Genomic DNA, 24,655 nt, shown 5'->3' on the forward strand with positions numbered 1-24,655 from the left:
TCGCTTAGAAAAAAAGATCAGATAATGATTACCGCAGCCCTGAGTGTGATTTTTGCGGTCGCTCATATTTATTATTTTATGGCTAAAGCTGACGCGATGTTAGCGCCGGTATATCAGACTTTTTTAGAGAAGTGATTTGTGAAGGTAAGAGCGTTGCTCGACGCCGTATGGGAAAAATTCGGCGCTCCCGTAAGAAGTGGGATGTTTCCGAGAGATCAGCAGAAAACGCGCATATACTTGATGATCGATCAATTCTTGGAAGAGGCGAAATTGTCCAAACTGGAGGAGATAGTAAAAGACCTCATCGCTGAACACTGAACCGTACACAAGAATAAATACCCACTAATGACAAGCAACGTAATTTGTGTTGTAATGAAGAGTTATATTGTAATGAATAGTTATGTTACAATGAATAGTGTTGACATAAGATATTGATTGAAGATTACACATATATAAACCTTCTAAAACAAGTTTGAGCGCTCGCCGCTTTAACGGTCAAAAGAGAGTGCAATGTCCCAGACAGTCAGTATGACGTTTTACGACAAAATTGCCGCTGTGAGCACCTGGATAAAGACGCCAAAATTGCTGAGATCCAGAAAAGATAACATTTGCATAAAACACTTACCTAAAGTATAATAGTATGTCAGAAGCTTTTGAAGCTCATAAAGCCAGGGTAGAAACAGAACATCAAGATTTATTCCAAAATATTAAGGTGAGAAAGAGGTGACTATGTTGCTATTACAGTGCTCAGATCACGAGCACTCAATAAATTGTAGGAAGAATATAGGAAGAATACAGGTATTTCAAAGTAGAAAATTCGGTTAAATATTCTAACAACAAGATTTTGTCTTCAAAAACATATCTGTAAAGTTTAAGTCAACAATCTCTTGATTTCAAATATCAACGGAGGCACAAAGTGCTGTATAAAACTTTTCAAGATTTAAAACTATCCGCGCTCGGTTTCGGGAATATGCGTCTGCCAACGCTCGAAAATGGAGCGATAAACACATTCGAAGCGGATGAGATGGTCGCGTATGCCTATGAGAACGGCGTAAACTACTTCGACACCGCTTATGGCTATCACAACGGAGAATCAGAGCGATTTATCGGCAAATCACTCGCGCGTTTTCCCCGTGACACTTGGTATCTGGCGAATAAATTTCCAGGTTATGAGGGGCGAACGGAGTGGAATCCTGCGGAGGTGTTTGAGGAGCAGCTTCATAAATGTGACGTGGAATACTTCGATTTTTATATGCTGCACAATGTCAACGAGAACACTATTAAGACATATCTTAACTCTAAGTGGGGAATTGTCGATTACTTGTTGGAACAGAAAAAGGCAGGGCGTATTCGCTTTTTCGGGTTCTCCTGCCATGCCGGAACGGAAACTTTTCTGAAATTTATGGAACTTCACGGTAATAAAATGGAGTTCTGCCAGGTTGAACTCAACGCGCTTGACTGGTTCTTGCAAGACGCGAAAACGAAATATGCATTTTTGAAGGAACGTGACATCCCGGTTTGGGTAATGGAGCCTGTCAGGGGCGGAAAATTGGCAGCGTTCTCGATCGAAAACGAAAAAAAACTCAAAGCGGAACGCCCTAATGAGAGCGTAGCGGCGTGGGCGTTCAGGTGGCTTCAATCATTGCCGCAGCTCGGTGTGATATTGAGCGGGATGACGACTATGGAACAGGTGCGAGATAACATCCACACTTTCTGCAAAGATAAACCCTTGAATGCTGACGAAAAAAAACTGTACGAGGGAATTATAGCAAGCCTTGCGGACATGCTCCCTTGTACTGCCTGCCGGTATTGCTGTCCGAGATGTCCAAAGGAGTTGGATATTCCCAACCTGCTTGCGCTATACAACGACTGCCGTTATGAACCTTCTGTCGTAGTGAGAATGGTGGTGGACGGTATGAAACCGAGTAAACGCCCGTCCGCGTGTATCAATTGCGGAAAGTGTAAGGAAATTTGTCCACAGAATATCGATATACCTGGAGCACTAAAGCATCTGCAGTCGATACTTGATACGCTTCCACACATCGGAACAGTGAACGACGATGAAGAATCTGATGAAGAATCTTAAGTAGACGACTAAGGAAACGTCAACATCGTTAAGACATCTTGTAAATTTTGATAGTGCGTGTTTTACGATAAAGCGATGAGAAAGCCAACGGCTTCAGCCGTTGTTGGATAAGGTTAGATGAGGTTGGATGATGAGGTTGGATGAGAATCGTAACGCCGCCAACGAGCGGTGTTTGTTTCTGTTTTTTGTCGTGTCTCTAAATTCATGTTAGACTTCTTTTATGATTGCGATATCAATGCGGCGCTGAATATCCACAGAGTCGGGGCATCGACTCTTAAGGGAGAAGACGTAAGACCCACTTCGGTGGCTGTCTTTGTCGATCTTAGAATCCTACGACTTGAGCCGTGGGATTATGTCAATTACAATATATCCATACGTCGATCTCCATCAGGCGTATATAGGCGTATACAGGCGTATATAGCGAAGATAGCGTTTGAAATAGGAGAGATTTTCAATGAAAATTTCCGCTTCCGTAATAGAAGGGCTTTGGGACGCGCTGCCCGTCGTGTTGGGGTGTGTCCCCATTGGAATGGCTCATGGCCTGCTGAGTCAACAGGCAGGGCTTGTCATTTGGGTCCCTCTGGGGATGTCTCTTTTTGTTTGCGCCGGCGCTTCCCAGTTCATCGCTGTCTCAATGCTTCAAAGTGGAGCGGGGCCGGTTGCAGTCGTAGGAACAACCTTTATCGTCAATTTTCGGCATCTGCTGATGTCGGCGTCCATCGCGCCCAGTTTAGCGTTGTGGACAAAACGGCAGCGCCTGCTGACGGGATGTCTACTGACGGACGAGTCCTTCGCCGTCCTTTCCGCACGCTTTGCCGCTGTCACCGTCAAGCCAGCAGAAGCTATTACGCTAAACGCCACCATATATCTCGCATGGGCACTGTCGGTCTCCACGGGTTTTCATCTGGGGTCCCTGATCGCCAGGCCCGAAGCGTGGGGGTTGGATTTCGCGCTGCCCGCCATGTTCGCGGGGCTTCTGCTGCCAGTCTGCCAGAGCTATCCCGCTATCATTGCCGCCGTTGCTGGCGGAGTGACGGCAGTATTACTCACCTTATTGGGGCTGAAAACCTGGGCCGCTTTTATAGGCGCGCTGGTCGGAGCCACCGTTGGAGTTTTTTTCGGTGGAAGTGAACAAGGAAGTGTGCAAGGAAGTGAACACATTGGATAAAAGTCTGTGGATCATCATCGGGGGCATGGCGTTGGTGACCGTGCTGCCGCGTCTACTTCCCATTATGCTGCTGTCCGGCCGCAGATTGCCACTGGCCGTTGCGCGCTGGCTATCGCTGATCGTCCCGGCCATCCTCTCGGCGCTGCTCTTTCCTGAACTGCTTTTCACGCGTGACGCGGCTGCCAGGACCTTTGCCCTGTCGGCCTCCAATACCTTCCTCATGGCGAGTGTTCCCACGTTTTTCGTCGCCTGGAAGACGAAAAGCCTCTACAAAACAATCATTGCCGGCATCGTTGCCGCCGCCGTGCTGCGCTTTTTTGTGGGATAAGATTGGCTGGTTTTGCATACCTCATGAGAAGTATTGGAACATATTAAAATTCTCTGCCATATGGTCCTCCGGCACAGTGATTCTACCTTTCGTGTATTCGTGTGCGTATACTCGTGTGAAGGTAAAGATTTCATAACCTTCGCTAATTTAAAGTGAGATCGTGAGATCGTGGCATACTCCCACGACTAAAGTCATGGGATTCTTAAGATCAACAAGGACAGCCGACTGAAATCGGTCTTACGTCTTCTCCTTTAAGAGTGGATGTCCCCACTCTGAGAATATTTACAGCCGCATTAATATCCCGGTCGTGTTCCGCCCCGCATCTCGCGTTGATAAGCCATAAAACAAGAAATCCAATACAAAACAAACGCCACCGTTGGCGGCGTTGCGATTCTCATCCAATCTCATCCAACGGCTTCAGCCGTTGGCTTTTTCATCACTTTATCGTAACGCGACCGTATTGTTACCGCGCCTTCTTACGTATTGTGACCTGACAGACCTCGTTTCCTTTGGCGATGACACCGCCCAGATGAAATTCAAAATCCTCGTAGCGGCTGATGATGCCTCGGTCTCCATCCATCGCGATGTCGCAAAGGTCGCCGATAAACTCCTCTGACGCTCCCAGTGTCTGCCAAGCGTTTACCAACGGACAATAGTGAAATTCGGCGTAAAACTTACTTTCCGTACTCTCCTGGACGTCCATCTCGAAAATTTTCACCGCGTTATCGTTGGCAAAGGCTTTTGCGAAAATCTTTAGGTCATTTGTGCGCGGAAACTTGTTATCGCCGTGAAAACACCCGCATCTAAAAATAGCGTCATGGGCGAAAGACAAATCTAACCCTTTCTTCCTTGCCTCGTCAATCAAAAGAAAAAACCACGTAGCCCGGTGTTCGAAGGCCGCCCTCAAATCCTCGATTTTAGAATCGTCTACGCACCCCAGCTTGTTCGTAATCATCGTCTTATCCCTCCTGAGCTTGAACGTTTATCCCCCTGATCAACGCAAGTACAATATATCCGCGGAAGCGCCAAGGATCACATATACCCTATCGCCGGGGAGGGTCAAACCATGCCTTTCCCGCGACAGGTGTACAATCCCAGCCTCCGTGGTGTAAAACTTGACCTCTTCTTTGCGTCTGTCCACGCTACGTTTTTTTTCTTCCCGCTCTACGGATCGTTTTTCCACAAGCTCTTTCAATCGGAGGATGTTCTGAATTTCAAAAAAATACACCGTTCCCGTGATGAAAAGGAATAACGAGGCCGCAGCGGCTATGAATATCCAACGTAGGCGTGGCATTGAACTACATTCTTTCTGGAGCCGACACGCCCAGGAGAATCAAGCAACGGGCCAAAACCACCCGTGTCGCTTCCACCAGCGTCAGACGGCCTTCCTCGATTCGCGGAGCCTCCCCCAAAATACGATTGGTGTTGTAAAAAGAATGAAAACACCCCGCTAGGTTGAAAGCATAACTGGTAATGGAGTGAGGCGCCAAGTCTTTCGCCGCGTTCGCCATCTCCTTCGGGAAAAGAGCGAGGCAGTCCACCAACTTCCGGGTTTCTTCGTTATTGAAAACCTCGATAGCCGGCTCTTGTCCCTCTCGAAGCCTTCCTCCTCGCTCCCGCAGCTCCTTCATGACACTGCATATGCGGGCATGAGCATACTGGACGTAGTACACGGGGTTATCGTTGCTTTGGCGCTTCGCCAGCTCTAGGTCGAAATCAAGCTGGCTATCGCTGCGCCGAGTGAGGAAGAAATAACGCGTGGCATCCACTCCAACTTCGTCCAACACATCGCGCAATGTAACAAATTGCCCCGAACGGGTGGACATAGGAACCTGCGTTCCGTCTCTCACCAGGTTCACGAACTGGATCAGAAGAACATCCAGGTCCTCTGGTTTCCTACCGATGGCTTCGACTCCTGCCTTCATGCGGGGAATGTAACCGTGATGATCCGCTCCCCAGATGTCGATGACGCGATCGAAACCCCGGTCGAATTTTTCTTTGTGATAAGCAATGTCCGAGGCGAAGTAAGTAGGAATGCCGTTGTTGCGGATCAATACTCGGTCTTTCTCGTCCTCGAAATCCGAGGCTTTGAACCATACCGCTCCGTCGGCCTCGAAGGCGTAGTTACGTTTTTTCAAGTGTTCCATGGCCTCCGCCACGAGGTTGCGCGAATAAAGGCTGCTTTCCGAAAACCAAACGTCGAAGGTCACGCCGAAATCCTCCAGGTCATGGCGAATACTCTCAAGGATCACATTTCCGGCAAAATTTTTAAACCAAGCCAAACTTTCGTCGATAGGCTGGGAGAGAAAACGGTCTCCTTTCTCCGTGATCGCGTCTTTTGCCAGATCATAGATATAGTCTCCCTTGTAGCCATTTTCAGGGAAGGGCGCCAGTTCAGGACGCTTTTGCAACTCGAAGTAGCGCGACTGGGTCGAGCGTCCCAGAATTTCCATTTGCAGCCCCGCGTCGTTGATATAGTATTCTCGCTCCACCGTCCAGCCGGCGAAGGCGAGAAGATTAGCCAACACGTCCCCTACGGCGGCGCCGCGCCCGTGACCGATATGCAAAGGCCCCGTCGGGTTGGCGCTGACGAACTCCACCTGCACCTTTCGGCCTGCTCCCGCGTCCGAAGAGCCGTAACGGTCCCGCTCTCTCAGAATCTCCACCACGACGCTCCGAAGCCACGTTTTCGACAGGAAAAAGTTAATGAAGCCTGGGCCGGCGATCTCTATTTTTTCGATGGCGTCGCTTTTGTCACTCTCTAACATTTCGACGATCTCCTCCGCGAGAGCGCGGGGAGGCAAACCCAAAGGTTTAGCCAGTTGCATGGCCACGCTTGTCGCCCGGTCGCCCTGTCCCTCCCGCTTGGGGCGCTCAATTTCTATTCTGGATTCCGCTCTGGATTCCGCGGACTTGGCGGAAAACCCATGAGGCAGGACTTTGTTTTTCTTCGCGACAACGGCTTCGACAGCCTTCGAAATGCTTGCTTTCAAATAAGTTTCAATGGCACTGCCCGAAATGATTTCAGACAAATCGCAACCCCTCCAATAATAAATCGTCTATATAAAATAGTCGTTTATTTTTTCTCTTTCAACTGAACGGGCAGGGGGCGCGCCATGAAGGCTTGCCAGCCTTGGAGCGCCGCAGTGAGCCCCACCGCATTGTCGTCCGCGATCACGGGCGTTCCGACGGTCAAGTGAGCCTCCGCCGTCAATACTTTTTTCTTATTGAGCTTGTAGGATTCAGTGTACTTCACCTTCCCCATGTTCCGTTCCGCTGGGGTGGGAAGCATCACGTTTTCCATCTCATCGGGCAAGTCCAAGGTAAAACGGGCATCCAGCATAAAAGGAAAACGCAGGGTGTAGGGGAAAGGGCCAGAATTCAAGTTCTTGATCCACCCCGGCACTAATGCCGGCAGATAAGCCAGAATATGGCGCCCACCGGTTCCCGTGATAACCTGGGTCTCCGCGAGGGTGACTAGGATCTCTCCCTCATTACTCGCCTCCGAAAACTGAAGCCTCTGATAACGAGGTATCTGAGGAAACAACGTCTCCATGACGGCCGTGAACCCGTCCTCCGTAAAACCATTGGGGAATAGAAAACGACGCCATCCATTGTGAGCCTTGAGCTTCAGCGTCCCGGTCATGATCCCCTTCTCGCTTAGGCTCAAATCGAAATTCGCGCTCAGTCGGTTCATGGCGGCGGCCGAGTCGGAGACCCTGCGCTCCTCTAGCTTTCCGTCTGGGGTAACCCCGTACAGCATTTTTCCTCGTAAAGACATGGAACTTTCTCCTAGGCGAGGAACATCGTCCATGTTGTAGTAAAAAACGGCTCCTTTCGGTCCTTCTGCAATTTCCAAAACCGGGCCTATCGCCATAGTCTCGCAGACGGGTTCATTTGTTCCAGGACGATAAGGCAGTTCCCAGAAAAGGTGGACATTGGCTCCCGCGTCCCTCAACCAACGATACGCCAACAGCAGCTTCTCCCAGCGGGTCCAAGGCCCTTCCGCCGGAATCTCCCGCGCCAGGCCCTCCCATAAGAGGGGGCCCGGTTGGGGGTAAAGCCACTCCAACACGTTGTCCGCGAGATGACCTTTCGCGCGGCCTTGCAGCGCGTTTTCTAACGCCTTGGGAGGCGTGGGCAGAATCGTGGGTTCCAAACCTTTAATGGATCGCGCGGCAGCCTCCCTGCCTTCTCTCGTGCCAAACGCCACAAAACTGCGCTGGCTGTTCTTGAGAGAAAAACGCGCGTCCGCCGCCGCGTTGATCACTCGCCATTGATAAAGCATACGATCATCCACATTATGGGCTTCAGGAGCGGAATCCAGATTGGAATTATAGTAAAAAGGATGTCCCGCGGGCGCCGTCACCTGGATCTCCGCTTCCCATACGGGCAAGGACTCGCTGACCCAGACCAGGTCATCCACGGAAAGTCTCTCAGGAAAAAGCTCCCTGTAAGAGACCACGAGGATGAACTCGTCGGGAAGCTGAGAAAAAACGACAGAACGCATGGTACCCCCATCTTGGGGTATTTCCCGGACGTCCATGATTTTTTCAGCGTCGCCTGGGGAATAAACCGACGCTTCCAGAATCTCGGCCTCCCCGCCTTTAGGAACGAGAACGTTCCAGGTCAGCCATTGCGGCGCCAGGCCGTCACGGCCCAGGAGAATCCATTGGCTTTTTCGTTCGATGCCGCCCTCGGGGGCGATTTCGTAGATGATCCGCTTCAACCATACCACCCCGTCGAAATCGGGGTAAGTCGAGAAATCGGGGTTTAACTGGATCATTGAACGGATGTCGTAAGCGAAATCTTCGGATCCCCACGCGCGCGCGCAAAGGAAAAACCCCACCAGAACCGCGCCTGCTAGCTGAAACCACGCGCCTTTCTTCGAAATTTTTTTCATAAATTTCATAAAACTTGTCATCTTTCAACCTCTTTTTTACTCTTTTTTAACCTCTTTTTTAACGTCACGGTTTTTCATCAGACGTTTTTACCGCAACAATGCTTGTATTTTTTTCCACTGCCGCAAGGACAGGGTTCATTGCGACCCACCTTGACCCCCTTCTTGATGGGCTCCGGACGGGCGTCGCCCACTTGAAGCCGCGGATCTCCCTGTACCGAACCAGGAACGGGCATATGAAAATCTCGCCCTTCCGAGAGTTGCCGCTCGCGACGTCCTCCACTTTCGGAAACGACGCGGACCCTGAAGAACTGCTCCACAAAAGACTCCCGTACCCGGAGCATCATCTCTTGAAAAAGATTATACGATTCAAATTGGTATTCCAACAGCGGGTCCTTTTGTCCTATGGCGCGCAGGCCGATGCCGCGTCGTAACTCGTCCATGCCCAATAAGTGGTCGCGCCAAGCATCATCCAAAGTGTTCAGTACCACGTAGCGCAGCAGGCCACTTGCCATATCCAGATCGAGGCTCAGAATTTTTTGGTCGTAACGCGATTTTATGGATTCTACAATTTCGTCACGGATAACCTCCATGCCGGAGTGACTGTCAAGCCGCGCTACCGTTGTCTCGCTGCCGGGGCCAAAAATCGCTTTGAAGCGGGAGGCGGCGCGCTCCGGGTCGGGATCGCCCTCCTCCGGGAAATAGCGCTCCAGAAGTTCTTCCAGAACCCCTTGAATGATTCCCCATCCGTAATCGATGATCTCCTCTTCTTCCAGGATTGTGCGCCTTTCGGCGTACACCGCTTCTCTTTGATGGTTCATGACGTTATCGTAGGCCAAGAGCTGTTTTCTAATATCGAAGTGCATCTGCTCCACTTTGTGCTGAGAGGACTCGATGACCTTCGAGAGCATGGAGGACTCGATGGCCTCCCCGTCCGTCATGCCCAGTTTGCCCATGATGCCCTGGATGCGTTCGGAGCCGAAAAGACGCAGGAGATCGTCCTCCAGAGACAGGTAAAAGCGGCTTTCTCCAGGATCGCCCTGGCGGCCGGCACGACCGCGGAGCTGATTGTCGATGCGCCGCGCCTCGTGCCGTTCCGTGCCGACGATGGATAATCCCCCCAGCTCCACCACCCGGTCGTGTTCCTCCTGACATTGGACGTGAAAATGTTTCAGGTGATCCTCGTAGGCGCTCTTGATTCGACTGAAGGCGTCCCGCAGAAACACGAAATAGGCGGCGTCCTCCCCTGAGGTGAGACGTCGGTCCCGCAGGTAGTTTTTCGTCAGGTCCTCTGGGAAAACATTGGTGTACTGCACGAAATAGTTGTAAACGTCGTCTTCTTCCAGTGTTTTGATCTTCCATTCCATCGAAGGGCGCTCGGCCAGGAGCTTTTCCTTGGCCAAAAACTCCGGGTTCCCCCCCAGCATGATATCCGTGCCGCGGCCCGCCATGTTCGTGGCCACCGTTACGGCTCCCAGATGTCCGGCCTGAGCCACGATATTGGCTTCCTTCTCGTGGTGTTTCGCGTTTAACACCTGATGGGACACTTTGCGCGCCTTCAAGAGCTTACTGACCCTTTCGGAGTTTTCGATGGAGGTTGTGCCCACCAGAACAGGCTGACCGAGGCTATTTCTCTCTTCGACCTCGTCGGCCACGGCGTTGAACTTTTCCATGACCGTGCCGTAGATGACATCGGGGTTGTCGGCACGGATCATCTCTTTATGGGTCGGGATGGTGACGACCTGGAGGCCGTATATTTCCTTGAACTCCTCCGCCTCGGTGACGGCTGTTCCCGTCATGCCCGCCAGCTTTCGGTACATTCGAAAGTAGTTTTGCAACGTGATCGTGGCTAGAGTTTGGCTTTCACGCCCGACTTTGACGCGTTCTTTCGCCTCGATGGCCTGATGGAGACCGTCGGAATAGCGCCGTCCCACCATCAAGCGGCCCGTAAACTCGTCAACGATGACGATTTCACCGTCCTTCACCACGTAGTCCACGTCTCGCTGGAAAAGGCGGTGGGCCTTCAGAGCCTGGACAATCCGGTGGGCCAGCTCCGATTTCGCGGCGTCAGAGAAAAGGCCGGGAATTTTCATGAGGTTTTCGCACTTCTGAATGCCCGCCTCCGTAATAGCGATGTTGCGCTCTTTTTCGTCTTTTTCGTAATCCTCGCCTTCTTTAAGCTGGCGAGCCACCCCATCGGCCCGGACATAAAGCTCCACGTTGTCATCGGAAGGTCCCGAGATAATGAGAGGCGTTCGGGCCTCGTCGATGAGGATCGAGTCCACCTCGTCCACGATGCAGAAAGAATGGGGACGCTGCACCATCTGCTTTTTGTGCATGACCATGTTATCGCGCAGATAGTCGAAGCCGAACTCGCTGTTCGTGCCGTAAGTGATATCGGCCCGGTAGGCCTGGTAACGATCTTCTGGCGGCATGTAAGGGTAGATCACCCCCACCGACAATCCTAAAAAGCTGTAGATCGGTCCCATCCACGCCGCGTCCCGTTTGGCCAGGTAGTCGTTGACCGTAATCAGGTGCACCCCCTCTCCTTTGAGGGCGTTCAACACTACGGCCAGAGTCGCCGCCAGGGTCTTACCCTCACCAGTGCGCATCTCCGCGATTCGCCCCTCGTGGAGGGTCATACCGCCGATCAGCTGCACGTCGTAGTGTCGCAGGCCGATGGTCCGCCAAGAGGCCTCCCGCACCAAGGCAAAAGTCTCCGGCAGCAGGTCGTCGAATTCCTCTCCCTCCAAGGCTCTTGTTTTCAGTTGAGTTCCTCGCTGGCGTAACTCTTCGTCTTTCAGGGATTCCATCTCGGAGGCGAAGACGTTCACTTGCTCGACGACACCCCAATATTTTTTCAAAGCCCTCTCGTTAGGGTCAAGGCCAAGCATTCTTTTGACACTCTTCCACATTATTCTTCACCTCAAAAACTTGTGCTCAAATACAACGTTTCGTTATAACGTTCATTATAACGCACAACACAGCGCGCCATAAAAAAGCCCTCATTAAGGGACGTCGAATATTACGCTGTTATAGAGTAATGGCGAATCTGTTAAACGGAGTCTACAAAGAGCGATTCCTGGACTGCTCATATGCTGACTTTCAGCTAACAGTTCCTGCAGGCGCCTAAAACAGGCGCCTAAAACAGGCGCCTAAAAAAGAAAAAACCACCGCCGCAGCAGAGGTTTTAGATCGATCTGGATATCTGTGGATTTAGATTTTAGTGGGCCTACCTGGGCTCGAACCAGGAACCTTCCGGTTATGAGCCGGTGGCTCTAACCACTTGAGCTATAGGCCCATCAATTGTAATTGACTTCAATTATAGTATAGCTAAAACACAAATTATAACTATAACACAATCAGACCACTACAAAATCATTATACCTTTGATTCAACGCGAATGCAACTAACAGGACAACTTGCTTCCGCCTCTTTCGCGCAAGGCTCGTTCGTCTCCGAACGCAGGATTTTTGCGACTCCCAGCGCCTCATTCAGGGCGAAAACATCTGGACACACTTGGCAACATACACTGCACCCTATACATTTGTCTCGATTTAAAGAAACTTTCATGCTCGCCCTTCTACCTTCCTCCTATTGAAGTAGCGTCTTATTCTATCCCGTTCATTTACAACTGTCAAATTCACAGATTCTTCACAATAATAGTGTCGCTGTTACTACTGAAGTTCATCTATCCGTTCATCTATCCGTAATTTATGTTAATATTATCACACTAGCGAAATTTCTCGATAACTTCCCCTTTGCGAAAAACAATAGGAGAAAGTTTGTTCATGAAGTTTGTTCATGAAGGAGGAAATCCTATATGGAACGACGTGAATTTTTAAAAAAATCTTTGACCCTCGGACTTGGGGCTGGAGTGCTATTTCTGCCTAGAGGACTCCGAGGTGGCGTATCACGAGCCCTGGCCGATCAGAGTTGGCCCGATCTGGTGGCGCTGAGGGGGGCGTCGCCCGAGGTGATGTTCGAGCGAGGCGTCGCGGCGCTTGGAGGCATGGGACGGTTCGTGAAGTCCGGGCAGACCGTTGTGGTCAAACCCAACATCTCCTGGGATGTGGCGGAAAACGCCGCGGCCAACACCTCCCCCGCCTTGGTGGCCAGAGTAATAAAGCACTGTCTGGATGCGGGAGCCAAGCGGGTCCTGGTGGTGGACCACTCGATAGAGTACTGGGAAAGTTCTTGGAACACCAGCGGCATCGCCGCGGCCGTCAAGTCTTCCGGCGGAACTCATGCCCCAGCGGAAAGCGCGGGGTATTATCAGAAGATCGGTTTGGCGGGTTCTGTGTTGAAGGAGACTCGAATCCACGAAGCGCTTCTGGAGTGCGACACGTTGATCAGCGTCCCCGTGTTGAAACACCACGGCGGCGCGGGGGTCAGCATTGCCATGAAAAACCTGATGGGCTGCGTTTGGAACCGAGGAGAGTACCACTCCAAGGGCCTTCAAGCCTGTATCGCGGATTTTCTCCATGCCCGCAAACCTGACCTAAGCATAGTGGACGCTTACCGGGTCATCACGCGCCACGGACCTAGAGGCGGCTCCCTGGAGGATGTGGCCGAGATGAACGCCCAGATCCTCTCTCCCGACGTCGTGGCCGCGGATGCCGCGTCGGCAAGACTGTTAGGACGCGAACCATCAGAAATCGGACACATTCGCTTGGCCGCCGAGGCTGGATTTGGACAGATCGATCTAACAAAATTGAAAATCGAGCGACTGGTCCTATAGCATGACGACAACAGCAAAACGGAAGCGCCTGGGTTACAGACTTTTATCCTGGGTACGTTTGTGTTTTGCCCTAGGCGTTTTGATCCTGTTCCTCCGAGTTTTCACATCCTCTCTTTTACAGTGGCGAGACCCGCGCGTCGTCCTGATGAACGCGCAGCTTTCTGGTGCACTGGCGCGCGGCGCGTTCGGACTCACGGTTGTGGTCGGCCTTGGAGTGGCCACCTTGTTCGGGCGCTGGTATTGTGGTGTTCTCTGTCCTTTGGGGACGCTTCAAGAGGTGGTCCGAAGAGCGGCCAGACCGGGACGTTTGGGAAAAATGAACAGGTATATCACCCCTTTGCGGGTTCGGTATGTGTTGCCTTTCTTGGTGGGCGTGGGATTCTTTTTGGATATTACCGCTTTCTTCACCCTTATGGACCCGATCACGAACTTCGGGCATGGGGTACGAGGAGTTTTTATCCTTATTACGGAAGGATTAGCGGCCGTGAGCCCTTTAGTTTGGGGCGATCTGGCCGTTTTCGCCGTTATTTTGGCTTTTGCCGCTTTAAGGGGACGCCGCTTCTGCGACTGGTGCCCTGTGGGAACGCTTCTCGGCCTATGCGCCCGCGTAGCGCCTTTCGGCATGAAACTCCACCGAGAAACCTGCGTTTCCTGTGGCAGTTGTGAGCGGGCTTGCCCCATGAACTGCATCGAATCCAAGAGCAAAACACTGGACCAGGGTCGATGCGTGTTGTGTCTTAGCTGCGTGGGCTCTTGTTCTTTCGGTGCGCTGGACTATGGCTTCATCCCTTTGGCGGAAAGATCACTGGTATCCCAAAAGAACATGGAGCGCCGAGCGTTTCTTCTGCGGATGAGAAGCGCTTTCATTCATATAGGAGGCATTGTCTACCTAGCCGGGCCGATTCTACGCAACGTGAGAAACCGAGCGCCCGACCATTTCTCCGGCTCCGACGCCGCCGGTTTTATCGACAGGATTCTACCCCCTGGGGCGGTGAGCCTCTCCCATTGTTCCTCTCGCTGTATCGGTTGCCTGGCCTGCGTTTCGGCTTGTCCCGTGGGGATCATACGGACCGACCAAGACACCCGACCTCAACTGGATTACACTTACGGTTATTGCCAGTATAACTGTACGGAGTGCGGGCGCGTCTGCCCCACAGGAGCTCTACTCTCGCTGTCCCGCGACGGCAAGCGGCAGACACGCGTCGCTTTGTCGAACCTCACGCTCCCCAACTGCGTGGTCGTCACTCGACGTCAGTCCTGCGGCGCCTGCGCGGAAGTGTGCCCGACCCATGCCCTGCGGATGGTTCCTCTAGGCGACGGTTCTTCTTTGACCATTCCCCATTTCGACTTCGACTACTGCATCGGGTGTGGAGGTTGCTTGAACGTCTGCCCGGCGGAACCCAAGGTCTTTACGGTAACGGGAGTTTCACCACAAACCCTGACGCCGGGAATACGTCCCCCGGAACCGCCGGACAAACCATCACTGCCGGCAGTCGTGGGGAACGATTTCCCGTTTTAGAATTAAGGCTCAAGGACAATTTTGAGAATTAAGGCTCAAGGACAATATCAAGGACAATATCAAAGACAATATCAAAAGGACAATATCAAAAGGAGGTTGGTGCTTTGAATCTTGGAATGGGCGAAATAGCCCTGTTGATCGTTTTGCTGCTGGCGCTTTTCGGCGCGAAACGCTTGCCGGAGGTAGGTCGCGCCGCTGGAACCGCTATTCGGGAGTTCAAATCGGCTCTTAACGCCAATGCTCCTGACAGCCCGAAGGGGTCCGACAGCCAGAAGGCCGAATCCCATAAAGCGGAGGGCGGCGGTGACGGAAACGCCTGAGTGGACATCCCATCTGGAGGAGCTGAGGAAGCGGATCATCGCTGTTTTTGCGTTGTTTTTCGTGACGACTCTCGTGTCGTTTGTTTTTTCCTCGCGCCTCGTCACGCTTTTGACTGCTCCACTGGCAGCCTTTGATGTGGAACTTTACACCTTCGCTCCGGCGGAAAAGTTCATGGCTTATCTCCATCTTTCGGCGTGGATGGGCGCTGTTTGCACCGCGCCATTTTTCTGTCTTCAAGCAGCGCTTTTTCTGTGGCCGGGGTTGAGAGGCCGAGAATATCGTTACGCGGGTGGAGTGCTTTTCGTGGTTCCTGCTCTTTTTGTGTTGGGGGCCTTTCTGTGCTACCGCTTCATGGCTCCGCTGGTGTTTGGGTTTTTTTTGTCCTTCGGCGCGGGGGATGGGGTAGTGGGGCTATGGAGCCTCAAAGAATACCTGGCGCTTTTGTTTGATTTGATGCTGGCGGCAGGATTCCTGCTTCAGATGCCCTTGGTGCTTTTACTGCTTCTGACGATGGGTGTAATTTCGCCCGAAACGGTGGCATGCTACCGACCTCACGCTATTTTTCTGATTTTTTTGCTGGCCGGTATCCTCACCCCACCAGACGTGGTCTCCCAGGTCATGATGGGAATTCCCCTTTACCTTTTATTCGAGGGCGCTCTTGGGCTGGGACGGATATTGAGAAGAAACGGACATTAACGGACATTGAGGAATAGCGCGAGGAATAGCGCCATGAACATAGAGACGCATGACCATGCGTCTCTTTTTCCTATCTCTGCTTTTCTCTACTTTTTCCCATCCCTACTTTTCTTCGGAGACTGAAGGAGCGTGGAACCACTGGAGCCGCCGGGGATAGTTCTGTAGCGTTGGTCCGAGTGTCCTATCCGTTCTGAGAGTTCTGCTTCGAGCAGCCCCTCTCGGATCATCACCGTAATGTAGTGCCGCCGCAAAGATCCCTCCGAACGCCCTAAGGCCAAGGCCAAATCTGAAAGACTTCGGTACTCGCTGCACAGCTCCAGAATAGCGTTACGCACCAAAACCGGCGACAAGCGAGGTGTATTCCGCACCATTTGCGCCAGGGCAGAGCTGGGAAGGTTCACCCTTTCGTCAGCGTTCTCAGCAGACGTTTCCGCGTACTCATCTTCATCTTCGTACTCATCTTCTTCCAAGTCCTCGTCTTCTAAGCTAAGCTCTTCATTCAAAGGAGGTAGGCTTGTGGCGTCGACTTCTTCCAAAAGAAAGGCTTCTGAAGAAATTTTGGGTTCCTCTGTCAAGTTCTCGGTACCTGAATCGATATCTGAAGAGGAATCCGACCGCAGCACGTCGATGAAAGACGCAGGCAACTCTGGAACTTTTCTCATCAGTTTGAACAAAAGCGGAGGAATTTCGGCCGGTAAATATCGCTCTGGCCTTTGGTTTCCTTTTTCTTTCTTATCTTCCCTCTTATCTTCCTTATCTTCTTTTTTTCCGTACCCTTCCCGGACCACAGGCAAGCCCAAAGGCTGCAAAGCGGCGGTGATTTTCAGCGGCAATGCCGCCACGGCGGATAGTTCGAGAGTATCCCAGAGGAGTTCAAATTTTTCATCGAAAGCGCGAATGACATCGAGCCCCTTTCCCTCTCCTCGGGCGAAGCCGGCCAACTTAAGAATTCGCAAAAGCCGCCCATTCCGCGCTTCGCTTTCTCCTGGCGTTTGCGCGCGCGGTAAGCCAGGATTGGAAAAGAAAGCGGTTTCCTCACCCAGCACGATCTCTACGTGGCCAAAATCGTAATCGGCGTGAAGGAGCGTGTTCACGAAGCACTCACGTAACGCGTCTTCGCAAGGTTTGGTTATGGGAACAGCTTCCAGGAAACGGGGCAAAAGGTCCACACACGCCGTCCAAATATTTCGAGCCTCCCATATTTTCGTATCCGCCATTGTAACTGTATTCGCTTTCCAGGTAATTCGCGCTAAAACGTCCTTTTTCCCCAAAAGAAGTTGGCCGGCACGCGTTACCCTGCTGAATTTTTTTTCAAAACCCGCTTCATAATCCACCTCTTGTGAAAGGACCAGGGAGCGTTTCAAAAAATCCTCCAAGGAAAGCGCTTGCCACTGAGGAAAACGCTTGAGCAACGCGGTCCGGAAAGAAGCGACACTTGTGGCGTCCAGTTCCTCGATGGAGAGCCCGGAGACGGGAAAATCATCGCGTAAGGGTTCCAGAGCATCCAGGGCCATACGCAAACGGGCTTTAGAGCTAGAAGCCACGTCCACCCCGTCAACACGGCGATACGTGTCTCGCGAGAAGTCCGTTCCCGCGCAGAGAGGACGCAGAAACCACTTTGCCGACTCGACTCGGACGGCCAACAACTCCTTCCCTCCGCTTGAAAGCGAACGAAAAGACACCGCAGGGCGCATACCAGACCGGTAAAAAATCCGAAGGGAATCGCTTAACTCTCTTTCGAGGAAAGCGACATCAGGAATTCCCTCGACCACAGGAACGAGCTTTTCTTGAGTTGAGTTCTTTTTAGAGGCTTCCAAGCTCGCGCCCAACACGATCCACCCTCCGGGGCCATTGGCCATCCCACAGTAAGTGAGAATAAAACGAGATCGCTCTCTCATCGAGAGAAAAGCCCGGTCGGAAGTCTTCGTCAAGGACAAAAAACTATCTAGCGTCAAAGTTTCCCGCCAATCTAAATCTGGCGCGACGACGGCAAAAAGCCCACTGAGGTCTTGGTTGACATTATCTTCTTCTACTATCATGCTAGGGCGCCCCTCCTGGGTCCTTTCAAATAGATGCGCGCTCATTATATCTCAATTAAGAATCAAGGTGACAGATGCGGAGATATGGAGATATCCAGTGGTAGACGGTCACTCAGGCAAGAACCAACCTCGTTTCCTCAAAAGAGTGGCCATATCACCCGGAACGGGCGCTCGGAAGACTTTGCCCGCTAAGTCCACGAGAGTCCCCGACAACTTTTTCGGGAAGCCCAGCTCATAAGAGTGGAGTAGCGGGCGTTTGGCCTCGGAACCGCAGCGACGGTTAATTTCGATATTGCCGTACTTCCTATCCCCAAGAATCGGGTATCCCGCGTAGGTCATATGAACCCGGGCCTGGTGAGTGCGTCCCGTCAAAAGTTTGATAGATGCCAGAGATAACCCTCCTCCTGCGGCCAGGCGTTCGTAGCATGTTGTGGCATTTTTGCCTGCGCCCGTCCGTACGATATTATTGGCCTCGTCTTTGAGAAGAGGAACGTCGATCATTCCTTTTTCCGGTAGCGTTCCGACCACCACAGCCAAGTAACGTTTGGAAACAAGCCTTTCCTTGAAGAGACGCTCCAGCTCCCGCAAAGCCTCACCGGATAGGGCCACCACCAAGGCTCCAGTCGTATTGCGATCCAGACGGTGGACCGCCGCTGGCGCGAATCCCGGCCCTCCGAAACCAAATATTTCCCAGACGCGGGTGATGACGCTGTCCCCGCCTTTGACGTCCGGTTGAACCAGAAGGTCCACTGGCTTGTCGATCACCGCGATATTTTTGTCGCGCCACAGAACTGCCAGGGGTCTAGGTCGGTCGTGCCGAGGAGTATGTAAGAAGAAATCCGTCTCTTTTCCCGGTTCCTCCCAGGGAACGTAAAGCTCCTGACCTCCCTGGACGCGGAGGGCTCCTTCTCTGGCCCGCGTGACGTCCACTCTCACCTCGCCTTTTCGAATGGCGCGCATGATAACGGACAAAGGAAGCGCAGGCCATATCGAGCGGATGGTCCGGTCCAGCCTGCGCCCTTCGTGATCCTGAGTGAGAACGATCTTGCAGCTCATGAAAGAGTATCGTTCTCCTTTTTCCCTACTTTTTCTACTTTTTCTACTCCGTGGACTTTCCACAGACGCCGCTGAACCGATGGGAGAAAATCTGTGATCTCTTTTCCGCCGTCCAATTGGGACGTCTGCTCCTTCCAACAATAGAGCTTGAAGTCAAGTTCATCCGCTGCGGAGACGATCATGGCCTCCGGCGTGGCCGGCAGAACGGGCGAGCCGAATTCTCGGCTTCCGTGGTGACTGACCAGAATATGTCCCACCGCCAACGCGGTCCGTTCATCCAGTTTTTTCTCCAGTTTTTCTGCCTCACGGTTCTTGCCGTGATCTCTCGCGTAATCTTCCGTCAAGGTCATAAAGCGATGGTACCCCAAGACAATATGGTCAACCACGCTGCCCGCTAAAGTCATATCGGGGGCTGGCGACAGACGATAAGACTCCAGCTTGCCCAGGTCGTGGAGCAGAGCGCCGGCTATCGCTACATCCATGTCCACATTATACCCACTGTCCCGGCAGCTTTGAACCATTCCCGCCGTGGATCGAGCTACAGCCAGAGAATGTTCCAGAAGCCCTCCCACGTAAGCGTGATGCAGAGAAACCGCCGCCGGCCATGTAGTGTAAGCATGCCAGAAATCTCGCTCAAAAAAGAGGTACTTCAAAAAACCCTTCATCGCCTCTCCGCAACTCTCGATCAGCTCCCGAAAAGCCTGTTCCATTTTTTCCAGGGGAATGGCTGATCGCCTGACGAAATTGTAAGGCGGATATTTTTCCTGGTCCACGTAATAAATGGCGTTGAAGTTGTATTGGTTTTGCTCCCGGAACTCCACCACCTTCCCCTGGGCGCCCACAGTCTGTCCTTCAAGTTTTCTGATCCGTTCGTCGGAAAGAGGGTCCATCTTGTATCTCATGTCGTCGGCGATGTTCCACCATTCCGAGTTTCCCCAGATTTTCCCCTCGATCTGCCCCGAACCGTCCATAATCGAGATATCCCAAAAAGGATTGTCGTTTTTGTCCTTGCGCTGTACAAAACGGGATACTACACCCAGAACATAGAAAGTCGAATCCTTGGATAATTTTTTAACCTCCGGTGTGGTCATTCGTCGCTTTTCTTTTGATTCTACTTTTTGATCCGCCAAAATCTCACCCCACGCAAAATTTTCGTAAACGTCTTTTATATATTGCCCACTGTGATCGCCATAACTCTTCCGTTCTGCATTCTGACGGATATGCCCTGGTTGCCATTCTCAATATAGCGAAGCTGCCCGGATCTATAATCCGACGGATACCCCACGTTTCTGTAAAGAGCGTCATCGGCCATACCCACTGCCAACCCGTTCAGCAAAACATGCCTGGCGTTCGTAATTTGTAAACGGGTAATCTCCGAGTCTCCTCTGAAGTTCACTGCCAGGCCCGTCCAGGTCAAAGTCGTCGACGTTTGCCGCGTGGGCTGACCCAGTTCTCTCGCCAAATCTTCTTTGCTCGATCCGAGAGATTTCAACAAAGAAGTGGTGTAACCTTCGGGTAGCGTGCTCTCCCGCCCGTCCAAGGGCTGGAGGTACTGTCCATAAATCCAACCTTCTCGGCCTCCCATGCGGACCTGGAACCAAGGCCCCGTAAGGCTACCTGAAGTTCCCTCCCAAGAACTCAGTATCTCCACCCGCGTGTTCGCGTTCAACCTGGTGATGACCGTACCGGAAACCGAATGATCCGGCCGGATGTTGACGTTGGTTCCTGTCACCACCCCTCGTGATGGTGGAATAATTTGCACCGCCGGCAAAACTGGGTTCTCCAGATTATCACCGAGATTGGGGTAGGGGTCAGGAGGCTCCGGGATGAGGCTTATGATAGGATCAGGTTCGAAATCGCTATCAGGGACCCGACCCAGACCCAGCAGGAACCACACCGAACCTCCCACGGCCAAGGCGAGGATCGAAAGGCCCACGACACGCCGAGCCAACGAATGGCGTCTTCGTTTACGCCGCCGCGTATAATCGGAAAATTCCCGGTATGAGCGATCGGGATTGATGATCAATGGGCGTTTAAGAATGGGCTGTTCCTCCTCCGTCGACTTGACAAAAACTCGATGGGGGTAAGGAGACGAAGTTTCCTTCTCCTGGCTTCCCCTTGTCTCGGCACTCTCTTCTTCCTCGTCTTCGTCCTCATTCATATCTTCCTGTTGGTCGTCCCACTCCGGCTCCTGTGTTACGCCGGATCTGGGCGACGTGTCGGAGGGGAAAACCGGCTGAAAATCTTTGAAGGGCGGGGCGGTCGATGCGCTTTCCCGCAGGTTTTCTTCTTCCAGAGACATGATCGTGGGGGAAGAGAGTAGGTCGTAAGAGGGAGTGGGATCCAGAGATGTCGTGTATAGTTGCGCCCCGCAGTTGTAACAAAATTTGTGATTGATTCCGACACTGGCCCCGCAAACGGGACACACTTTGGAAGATCTGCTCTTCAGCGAGTCGTTCAGTTTTACGAGGTTTTCCTTCTCTAGGTTATACGCTTCCTTAGGTTTGATCTTCACGTCGCGTTCTTTACTACCTTTACTAGCTTTATTACCTTGGCTGCCTTTTCTGCCGAACGAAAACAGCCGAAAACGTCCCCGCTCCTTTTTCCGAGCCGGACGCCCGCGGGGATAATCATCATCATCTTCCTCGTCTTGGTTGTCATCTTCATCATCTTCTTCGCTTTCTTCATTTTTTTCATAGTCTTCGTCGTTGATTTCTTCGTCATCCTCGTCCTCGTCATAATCCTCTTCAGAGTCTCTACGGAGGAAAAAGGTCGCTACCCCTCCCAGAAAATAGATCACTCCATAGTGGCGAACGTTGGGATGGGCAAAAAAGCAGATCAAGGACGCCACAAGAAGGAAGATTCCTCCGACGCGACGCCGATTGAAGGCCAACACTCCTCCAACAAGCGCGAAAATGGTGGAGACGCCCAGCAGAAAAATCGTAAAACCTGTGAAAGCACCGCCGGACGCTTCCAATGGGACTCCCGCCACGCTTCCGGAAGAGGATAATATTTCAAACACTCCATGAATCAGCGACATGATAGCCGCGCCAAGAGCCAAAGCCAACACTATCCAACGCATTTCACATTCCCCCGTCTGAAGTGGATCCCACCGTCGCAACGAAAAGCGAGCTGTTCAATATATCAATAATAATTCACTTGATAAAGATCATACTCATAGATGCACGGTTTGGCAAATAAGATTTTTATTGACATACTTCCACGACTAAAGTCATGGAATTCTAAGATCGACAAAGACAGCCGACTGAAACCGGTCTTGCGTCTTCTCCTTTAAGACTTTAAGAGTGGATGCCCCCACTCTGATAATATTTATAGCCACATTAATATCTCGGTCGTGTTTCGCCCCGCATCTCGGACACGTCCATCCGTCCATCCACGGGTCCATCCACGGATGGACAGCGGCAACTCAGGAAGAACATCAAAACAGGACGAACAGGTTTTTGACGAAGGATAGAACCTATAGAACCTGTCGATTTTTGTTCCCTGATTGCCGTTCTTGTACATCTCCCACGAAAGAATACCGGGAAATTGAGCGTGTCCTAAATCAGATATTTTACGACCCCCACATGCCTTGCATAGCTTTCATATTCAAGTCCTCCAAGTCCTCGACTTCTGTTGATCGACCCGGCAAGGTTAATCTTATGGTGAAGATGTTTATTCCGTTTGGCCTGGTAGAGTTTGAAAACGTAGGTTCTCATTTATTTTTCTGCTCCTCGATATACTTCATAATAGTTTTCTCTGAAATATGCCCCACAGATTCACAGTAGTACGAACGTGTCCACAAAGAAGGCATTTTCAGGAGATGAGGAAATTCCAAGCGCAATACTCTTGCCGTATAGCCCTTGAGCTGTCGGACAATATAGTGAGGAGCGTTTATAGGCCGCGTTTTGACAAAGGCGTGAATGTGATCCGGCATGATATCAAGCTTCGCAATTTGAACATCGATCTCATCAGCTTTCTCGTATAAAAGTTCTTTGAGTCGTATTTCTACATCACCAACAAGCACCTTGCGCCGATATTTTGGACACCAGATAAGATGATAGCCAATATTGAACACAGATGCGTTCGAATGAATCCATCGTTGATAAGCCATAAGAGAAATTTAACATAAAAGTAAACATATGGCAAGAAATCAAATACAAAACAAACGCCCTCGTTGGCGGCGTTGTGATTCTCATCCAACGGCTTCAGCCGTTGGCGTTCTCATCGCTTTATCGTAAAACAGCAGGCGCGGATAAAATTCATCGTGTCGAAAGACAGACAATAAAATAAACGCACCTGCATGACAGCATGACAGGTGGTAGAAATATGGCGACGTTTAAAGTCAACCGTTTAAGTCTTTCTGAACTGGATGAAGTGACATTCCCTTCGAAGAGTGAAGAAGTGCGTCTTAAGGGCGCACCTCTTTAAACATCATCGGTTACGGATACCGAGCGTGTTTTTAAGACCGGCTTGCAGAATTTGAGAAAAGTTCAACCCCGCTTTTTCGGCGAGCGCATTCAGCCACACCGGAACAGTGACATTTTTCTTTACGCTGCCGTCACGCCGCTCTTCGCGGAACATCGGAAGCCATACCTCAATAAGACAGGTCGTTTGCCCCGTTTCGTGGGCGATAGCACTAAGTTTGGACGGTGCTGGGATAGCATTCCCCAAATCTTCATTGGCTATGATCCACGCGCCGAGGGCGTCTTTTGCCATATACAGAGCTTCCTGCTCGCTGCTCGCGCACGAAATAGCACCCGGAAGATCGGGGAACGTTATGGTAATTTCCCCTCCGTCCAATTCAAATATTGCTGGGTAGACTGCAAATTCGTTTCTCTCCATTGTTTGTCTCCTTCCTGAAATGTGAGGGCGAGACTCGCCCCCGCTACTTTATTTCTTTGGTTCCTGTTTGCTTCCTGATCTTCGCCAAAGTCCCCGGCGGGATGTCTGCTGTTTTAGGTTTGGGGACTGTCGTAACTGCCTTACCGTCAGGACTTATAAAAACCTTGTGGCTCCCCTTGCCTTTACCGGTATCGATCCAACCGGCCTTTTTAAGAATTTTTGCTACCTCATCCTGATTGATGGTAACTACCTCCTTTCTGTGTATGTAATTAATTATACTCCTTATATTATGCGTATTAATAAGGAGTACTTATAAAATAGTAAATATATTCAACTGAATTTTATTTTCCAGGGTGGTGACGCGTGAATTTTTTCGATAAAGTGGATAAAATGGATAAAGTGGATAAAGTGATTAAAGCACTTTCGCCAATATGGGCGATGAAGCGAGAAGAGAAGCGAGAAAACGCGAGATATAGACTGGACTACATCAGAAGCGTAACAAATTCCGGGTATTCACACCACGGAGCCAGCAAAACGAAACAATCCATACTGTTCTGGAGGTCCGACAGTAAATCCCCGAGCGAAGACATAACCGAAAATCTGGAACTCATGCGCGAGCGGTCTCGCGATCTTTACGCGGACGGCGCTTTAACGGGGCGGGGGGCCATTGAGCGCGTCGTTCTGAATGTCGAGATAACGTTGGAAGGTCGCGAAGGCAACTGGCGCGATCCCTGGTGCCCATCGAAAGGAGAGACTCTTGTGTCTCGGAAGGTAAAAGTGCTACATTTGAGTTTTTTGTTTGTTTTAATTTGAAGCATTGCGCATTTTGCATTCAAAGCGCAAGCCCAAGAAAAACTTTTGACTACTGATCAGATTAATGAAGCCTACGAAAAAGAAAAAACACCTGATGTTTTAGAGAAGTTCACCGAGATTCAATAGAAAGAAATTGTTATGGC

General features: G+C 51.3%; 23 protein-coding genes and 1 tRNA gene. 9 read left to right on the forward strand and 15 right to left on the reverse strand.

The annotated features are described in order from the left end of the window. The first annotated feature begins 138 nt into the window (after nucleotides 1-138). From LBJ36_09155 to LBJ36_09170, 4 genes are all read left to right on the forward strand, one after another. Nucleotides 139-318, forward strand: coding sequence for a hypothetical protein (locus tag LBJ36_09155; protein MDR1379199.1), 180 nt, complete (start codon nucleotides 139-141; stop codon nucleotides 316-318). A 598-nt stretch (nucleotides 319-916) separates the two neighbouring features. After that, nucleotides 917-2,086, forward strand: a complete 1,170-nt coding sequence (locus LBJ36_09160) for an aldo/keto reductase (GenBank protein ID MDR1379200.1) — start codon at nucleotides 917-919, stop codon at nucleotides 2,084-2,086. 454 nt (nucleotides 2,087-2,540) lie between these two features. After that, complete coding sequence (locus LBJ36_09165; GenBank protein MDR1379201.1) at nucleotides 2,541-3,254, forward strand: AzlC family ABC transporter permease; 714 nt, start codon at nucleotides 2,541-2,543, stop codon at nucleotides 3,252-3,254. Continuing rightward, nucleotides 3,247-3,582, forward strand: coding sequence for an AzlD domain-containing protein (locus LBJ36_09170; GenBank protein MDR1379202.1), 336 nt, complete (start codon nucleotides 3,247-3,249; stop codon nucleotides 3,580-3,582). Before LBJ36_09165 ends, LBJ36_09170 begins: the two co-directional genes overlap by 8 nt. A 463-nt stretch (nucleotides 3,583-4,045) precedes the next feature. On the opposite strand, the gene LBJ36_09175 is transcribed toward LBJ36_09170, so the two are convergent. The 7 genes from LBJ36_09175 to LBJ36_09205 all read right to left on the reverse strand — a co-directional run bounded on the left by LBJ36_09175 (nucleotide 4,046) and on the right by LBJ36_09205 (nucleotide 12,055). Then, the gene (locus LBJ36_09175; GenBank protein ID MDR1379203.1) at nucleotides 4,046-4,537 is read right to left on the reverse strand and encodes an L-2-amino-thiazoline-4-carboxylic acid hydrolase; all 492 of its coding nucleotides are present in this window, start codon (nucleotides 4,535-4,537) and stop codon (nucleotides 4,046-4,048) included. Between the two features lie 39 nt (nucleotides 4,538-4,576). Beyond that, the gene (locus tag LBJ36_09180) at nucleotides 4,577-4,876 is read right to left on the reverse strand and encodes a hypothetical protein (GenBank protein ID MDR1379204.1); all 300 of its coding nucleotides are present in this window, start codon (nucleotides 4,874-4,876) and stop codon (nucleotides 4,577-4,579) included. Nucleotides 4,877-4,880: 4 nt separating this feature from the next. Next, entirely contained in the window at nucleotides 4,881-6,614 is a 1,734-nt protein-coding gene (gene argS, locus LBJ36_09185) for an arginine--tRNA ligase (GenBank protein ID MDR1379205.1), read from the reverse strand. A 44-nt stretch (nucleotides 6,615-6,658) separates the two neighbouring features. Next, nucleotides 6,659-8,485, reverse strand: a complete 1,827-nt coding sequence (locus LBJ36_09190; protein MDR1379206.1) for a hypothetical protein — start codon at nucleotides 8,483-8,485, stop codon at nucleotides 6,659-6,661. Nucleotides 8,486-8,562: 77 nt separating this feature from the next. After that, nucleotides 8,563-11,397, reverse strand: a complete 2,835-nt coding sequence (gene secA, locus LBJ36_09195) for a preprotein translocase subunit SecA (GenBank protein ID MDR1379207.1) — start codon at nucleotides 11,395-11,397, stop codon at nucleotides 8,563-8,565. Nucleotides 11,398-11,709: 312 nt separating this feature from the next. Beyond that, nucleotides 11,710-11,783: transfer RNA gene (locus tag LBJ36_09200), tRNA-Ile, on the reverse strand. Between the two features lie 80 nt (nucleotides 11,784-11,863). Then, a complete protein-coding gene (locus tag LBJ36_09205) occupies nucleotides 11,864-12,055 on the reverse strand; it encodes a ferredoxin (protein MDR1379208.1) in 192 nt (63 codons plus the stop codon). A 250-nt stretch (nucleotides 12,056-12,305) separates the two neighbouring features. On the opposite strand from LBJ36_09205, the gene LBJ36_09210 reads away from it, so the two are divergent. The 4 genes from LBJ36_09210 (at nucleotide 12,306) to tatC (ending at nucleotide 15,759) form a co-directional block, all read left to right on the forward strand. Further along, nucleotides 12,306-13,223 carry a DUF362 domain-containing protein gene (locus LBJ36_09210; protein MDR1379209.1) on the forward strand — a complete coding sequence of 306 codons (918 nt, stop codon included), beginning with the start codon at nucleotides 12,306-12,308 and terminating at the stop codon, nucleotides 13,221-13,223. Between the two features lies 1 nt (nucleotide 13,224). Further along, nucleotides 13,225-14,742, forward strand: a complete 1,518-nt coding sequence (locus LBJ36_09215) for a 4Fe-4S binding protein (GenBank protein MDR1379210.1) — start codon at nucleotides 13,225-13,227, stop codon at nucleotides 14,740-14,742. A 104-nt stretch (nucleotides 14,743-14,846) separates the two neighbouring features. After that, complete coding sequence (locus tag LBJ36_09220) at nucleotides 14,847-15,062, forward strand: twin-arginine translocase TatA/TatE family subunit (GenBank protein MDR1379211.1); 216 nt, start codon at nucleotides 14,847-14,849, stop codon at nucleotides 15,060-15,062. Further along, a complete protein-coding gene (gene tatC, locus LBJ36_09225; GenBank protein MDR1379212.1) occupies nucleotides 15,046-15,759 on the forward strand; it encodes a twin-arginine translocase subunit TatC in 714 nt (237 codons plus the stop codon). Before LBJ36_09220 ends, tatC begins: the two co-directional genes overlap by 17 nt. An 86-nt stretch (nucleotides 15,760-15,845) precedes the next feature. Here the strand turns inward: tatC and LBJ36_09230 are convergent, their stop codons facing one another. The 8 genes from LBJ36_09230 to LBJ36_09265 all read right to left on the reverse strand — a co-directional run bounded on the left by LBJ36_09230 (nucleotide 15,846) and on the right by LBJ36_09265 (nucleotide 23,940). Continuing rightward, nucleotides 15,846-17,798: a hypothetical protein gene (locus LBJ36_09230; GenBank protein MDR1379213.1), complete on the reverse strand. Its 1,953-nt coding sequence runs from the start codon at nucleotides 17,796-17,798 to the stop codon at nucleotides 15,846-15,848. A gap of 108 nt (nucleotides 17,799-17,906) precedes the next feature. Beyond that, the gene (locus LBJ36_09235; GenBank protein MDR1379214.1) at nucleotides 17,907-18,854 is read right to left on the reverse strand and encodes an RluA family pseudouridine synthase; all 948 of its coding nucleotides are present in this window, start codon (nucleotides 18,852-18,854) and stop codon (nucleotides 17,907-17,909) included. Continuing rightward, the gene (locus LBJ36_09240; protein MDR1379215.1) at nucleotides 18,851-19,984 is read right to left on the reverse strand and encodes an HD domain-containing protein; all 1,134 of its coding nucleotides are present in this window, start codon (nucleotides 19,982-19,984) and stop codon (nucleotides 18,851-18,853) included. The genes LBJ36_09235 and LBJ36_09240 overlap by 4 nt, the downstream gene beginning before the upstream one ends. A 35-nt stretch (nucleotides 19,985-20,019) precedes the next feature. After that, the gene (locus tag LBJ36_09245; protein MDR1379216.1) at nucleotides 20,020-21,936 is read right to left on the reverse strand and encodes an SH3 domain-containing protein; all 1,917 of its coding nucleotides are present in this window, start codon (nucleotides 21,934-21,936) and stop codon (nucleotides 20,020-20,022) included. A 150-nt stretch (nucleotides 21,937-22,086) separates the two neighbouring features. Further along, the gene (locus LBJ36_09250) at nucleotides 22,087-22,248 is read right to left on the reverse strand and encodes a transposase (GenBank protein MDR1379217.1); all 162 of its coding nucleotides are present in this window, start codon (nucleotides 22,246-22,248) and stop codon (nucleotides 22,087-22,089) included. A 321-nt stretch (nucleotides 22,249-22,569) separates the two neighbouring features. Continuing rightward, nucleotides 22,570-22,968, reverse strand: a complete 399-nt coding sequence (gene tnpA / locus LBJ36_09255; GenBank protein ID MDR1379218.1) for an IS200/IS605 family transposase — start codon at nucleotides 22,966-22,968, stop codon at nucleotides 22,570-22,572. 320 nt (nucleotides 22,969-23,288) lie between these two features. Then, a complete protein-coding gene (locus tag LBJ36_09260; GenBank protein MDR1379219.1) occupies nucleotides 23,289-23,699 on the reverse strand; it encodes a type II toxin-antitoxin system HicB family antitoxin in 411 nt (136 codons plus the stop codon). Between the two features lie 43 nt (nucleotides 23,700-23,742). Further along, entirely contained in the window at nucleotides 23,743-23,940 is a 198-nt protein-coding gene (locus LBJ36_09265) for a type II toxin-antitoxin system HicA family toxin (protein ID MDR1379220.1), read from the reverse strand. 122 nt (nucleotides 23,941-24,062) lie between these two features. Between LBJ36_09265 and LBJ36_09270 the strand changes: the two genes are divergently transcribed. Then, nucleotides 24,063-24,512 carry a hypothetical protein gene (locus LBJ36_09270; GenBank protein MDR1379221.1) on the forward strand — a complete coding sequence of 150 codons (450 nt, stop codon included), beginning with the start codon at nucleotides 24,063-24,065 and terminating at the stop codon, nucleotides 24,510-24,512. Nucleotides 24,513-24,655: the final 143 nt, after the last annotated feature.

The sequence above is a fragment of the Synergistaceae bacterium genome, assembly GCA_031267575.1.
Taxonomy (GTDB): domain Bacteria; phylum Synergistota; class Synergistia; order Synergistales; family Aminobacteriaceae; genus JAIRYN01.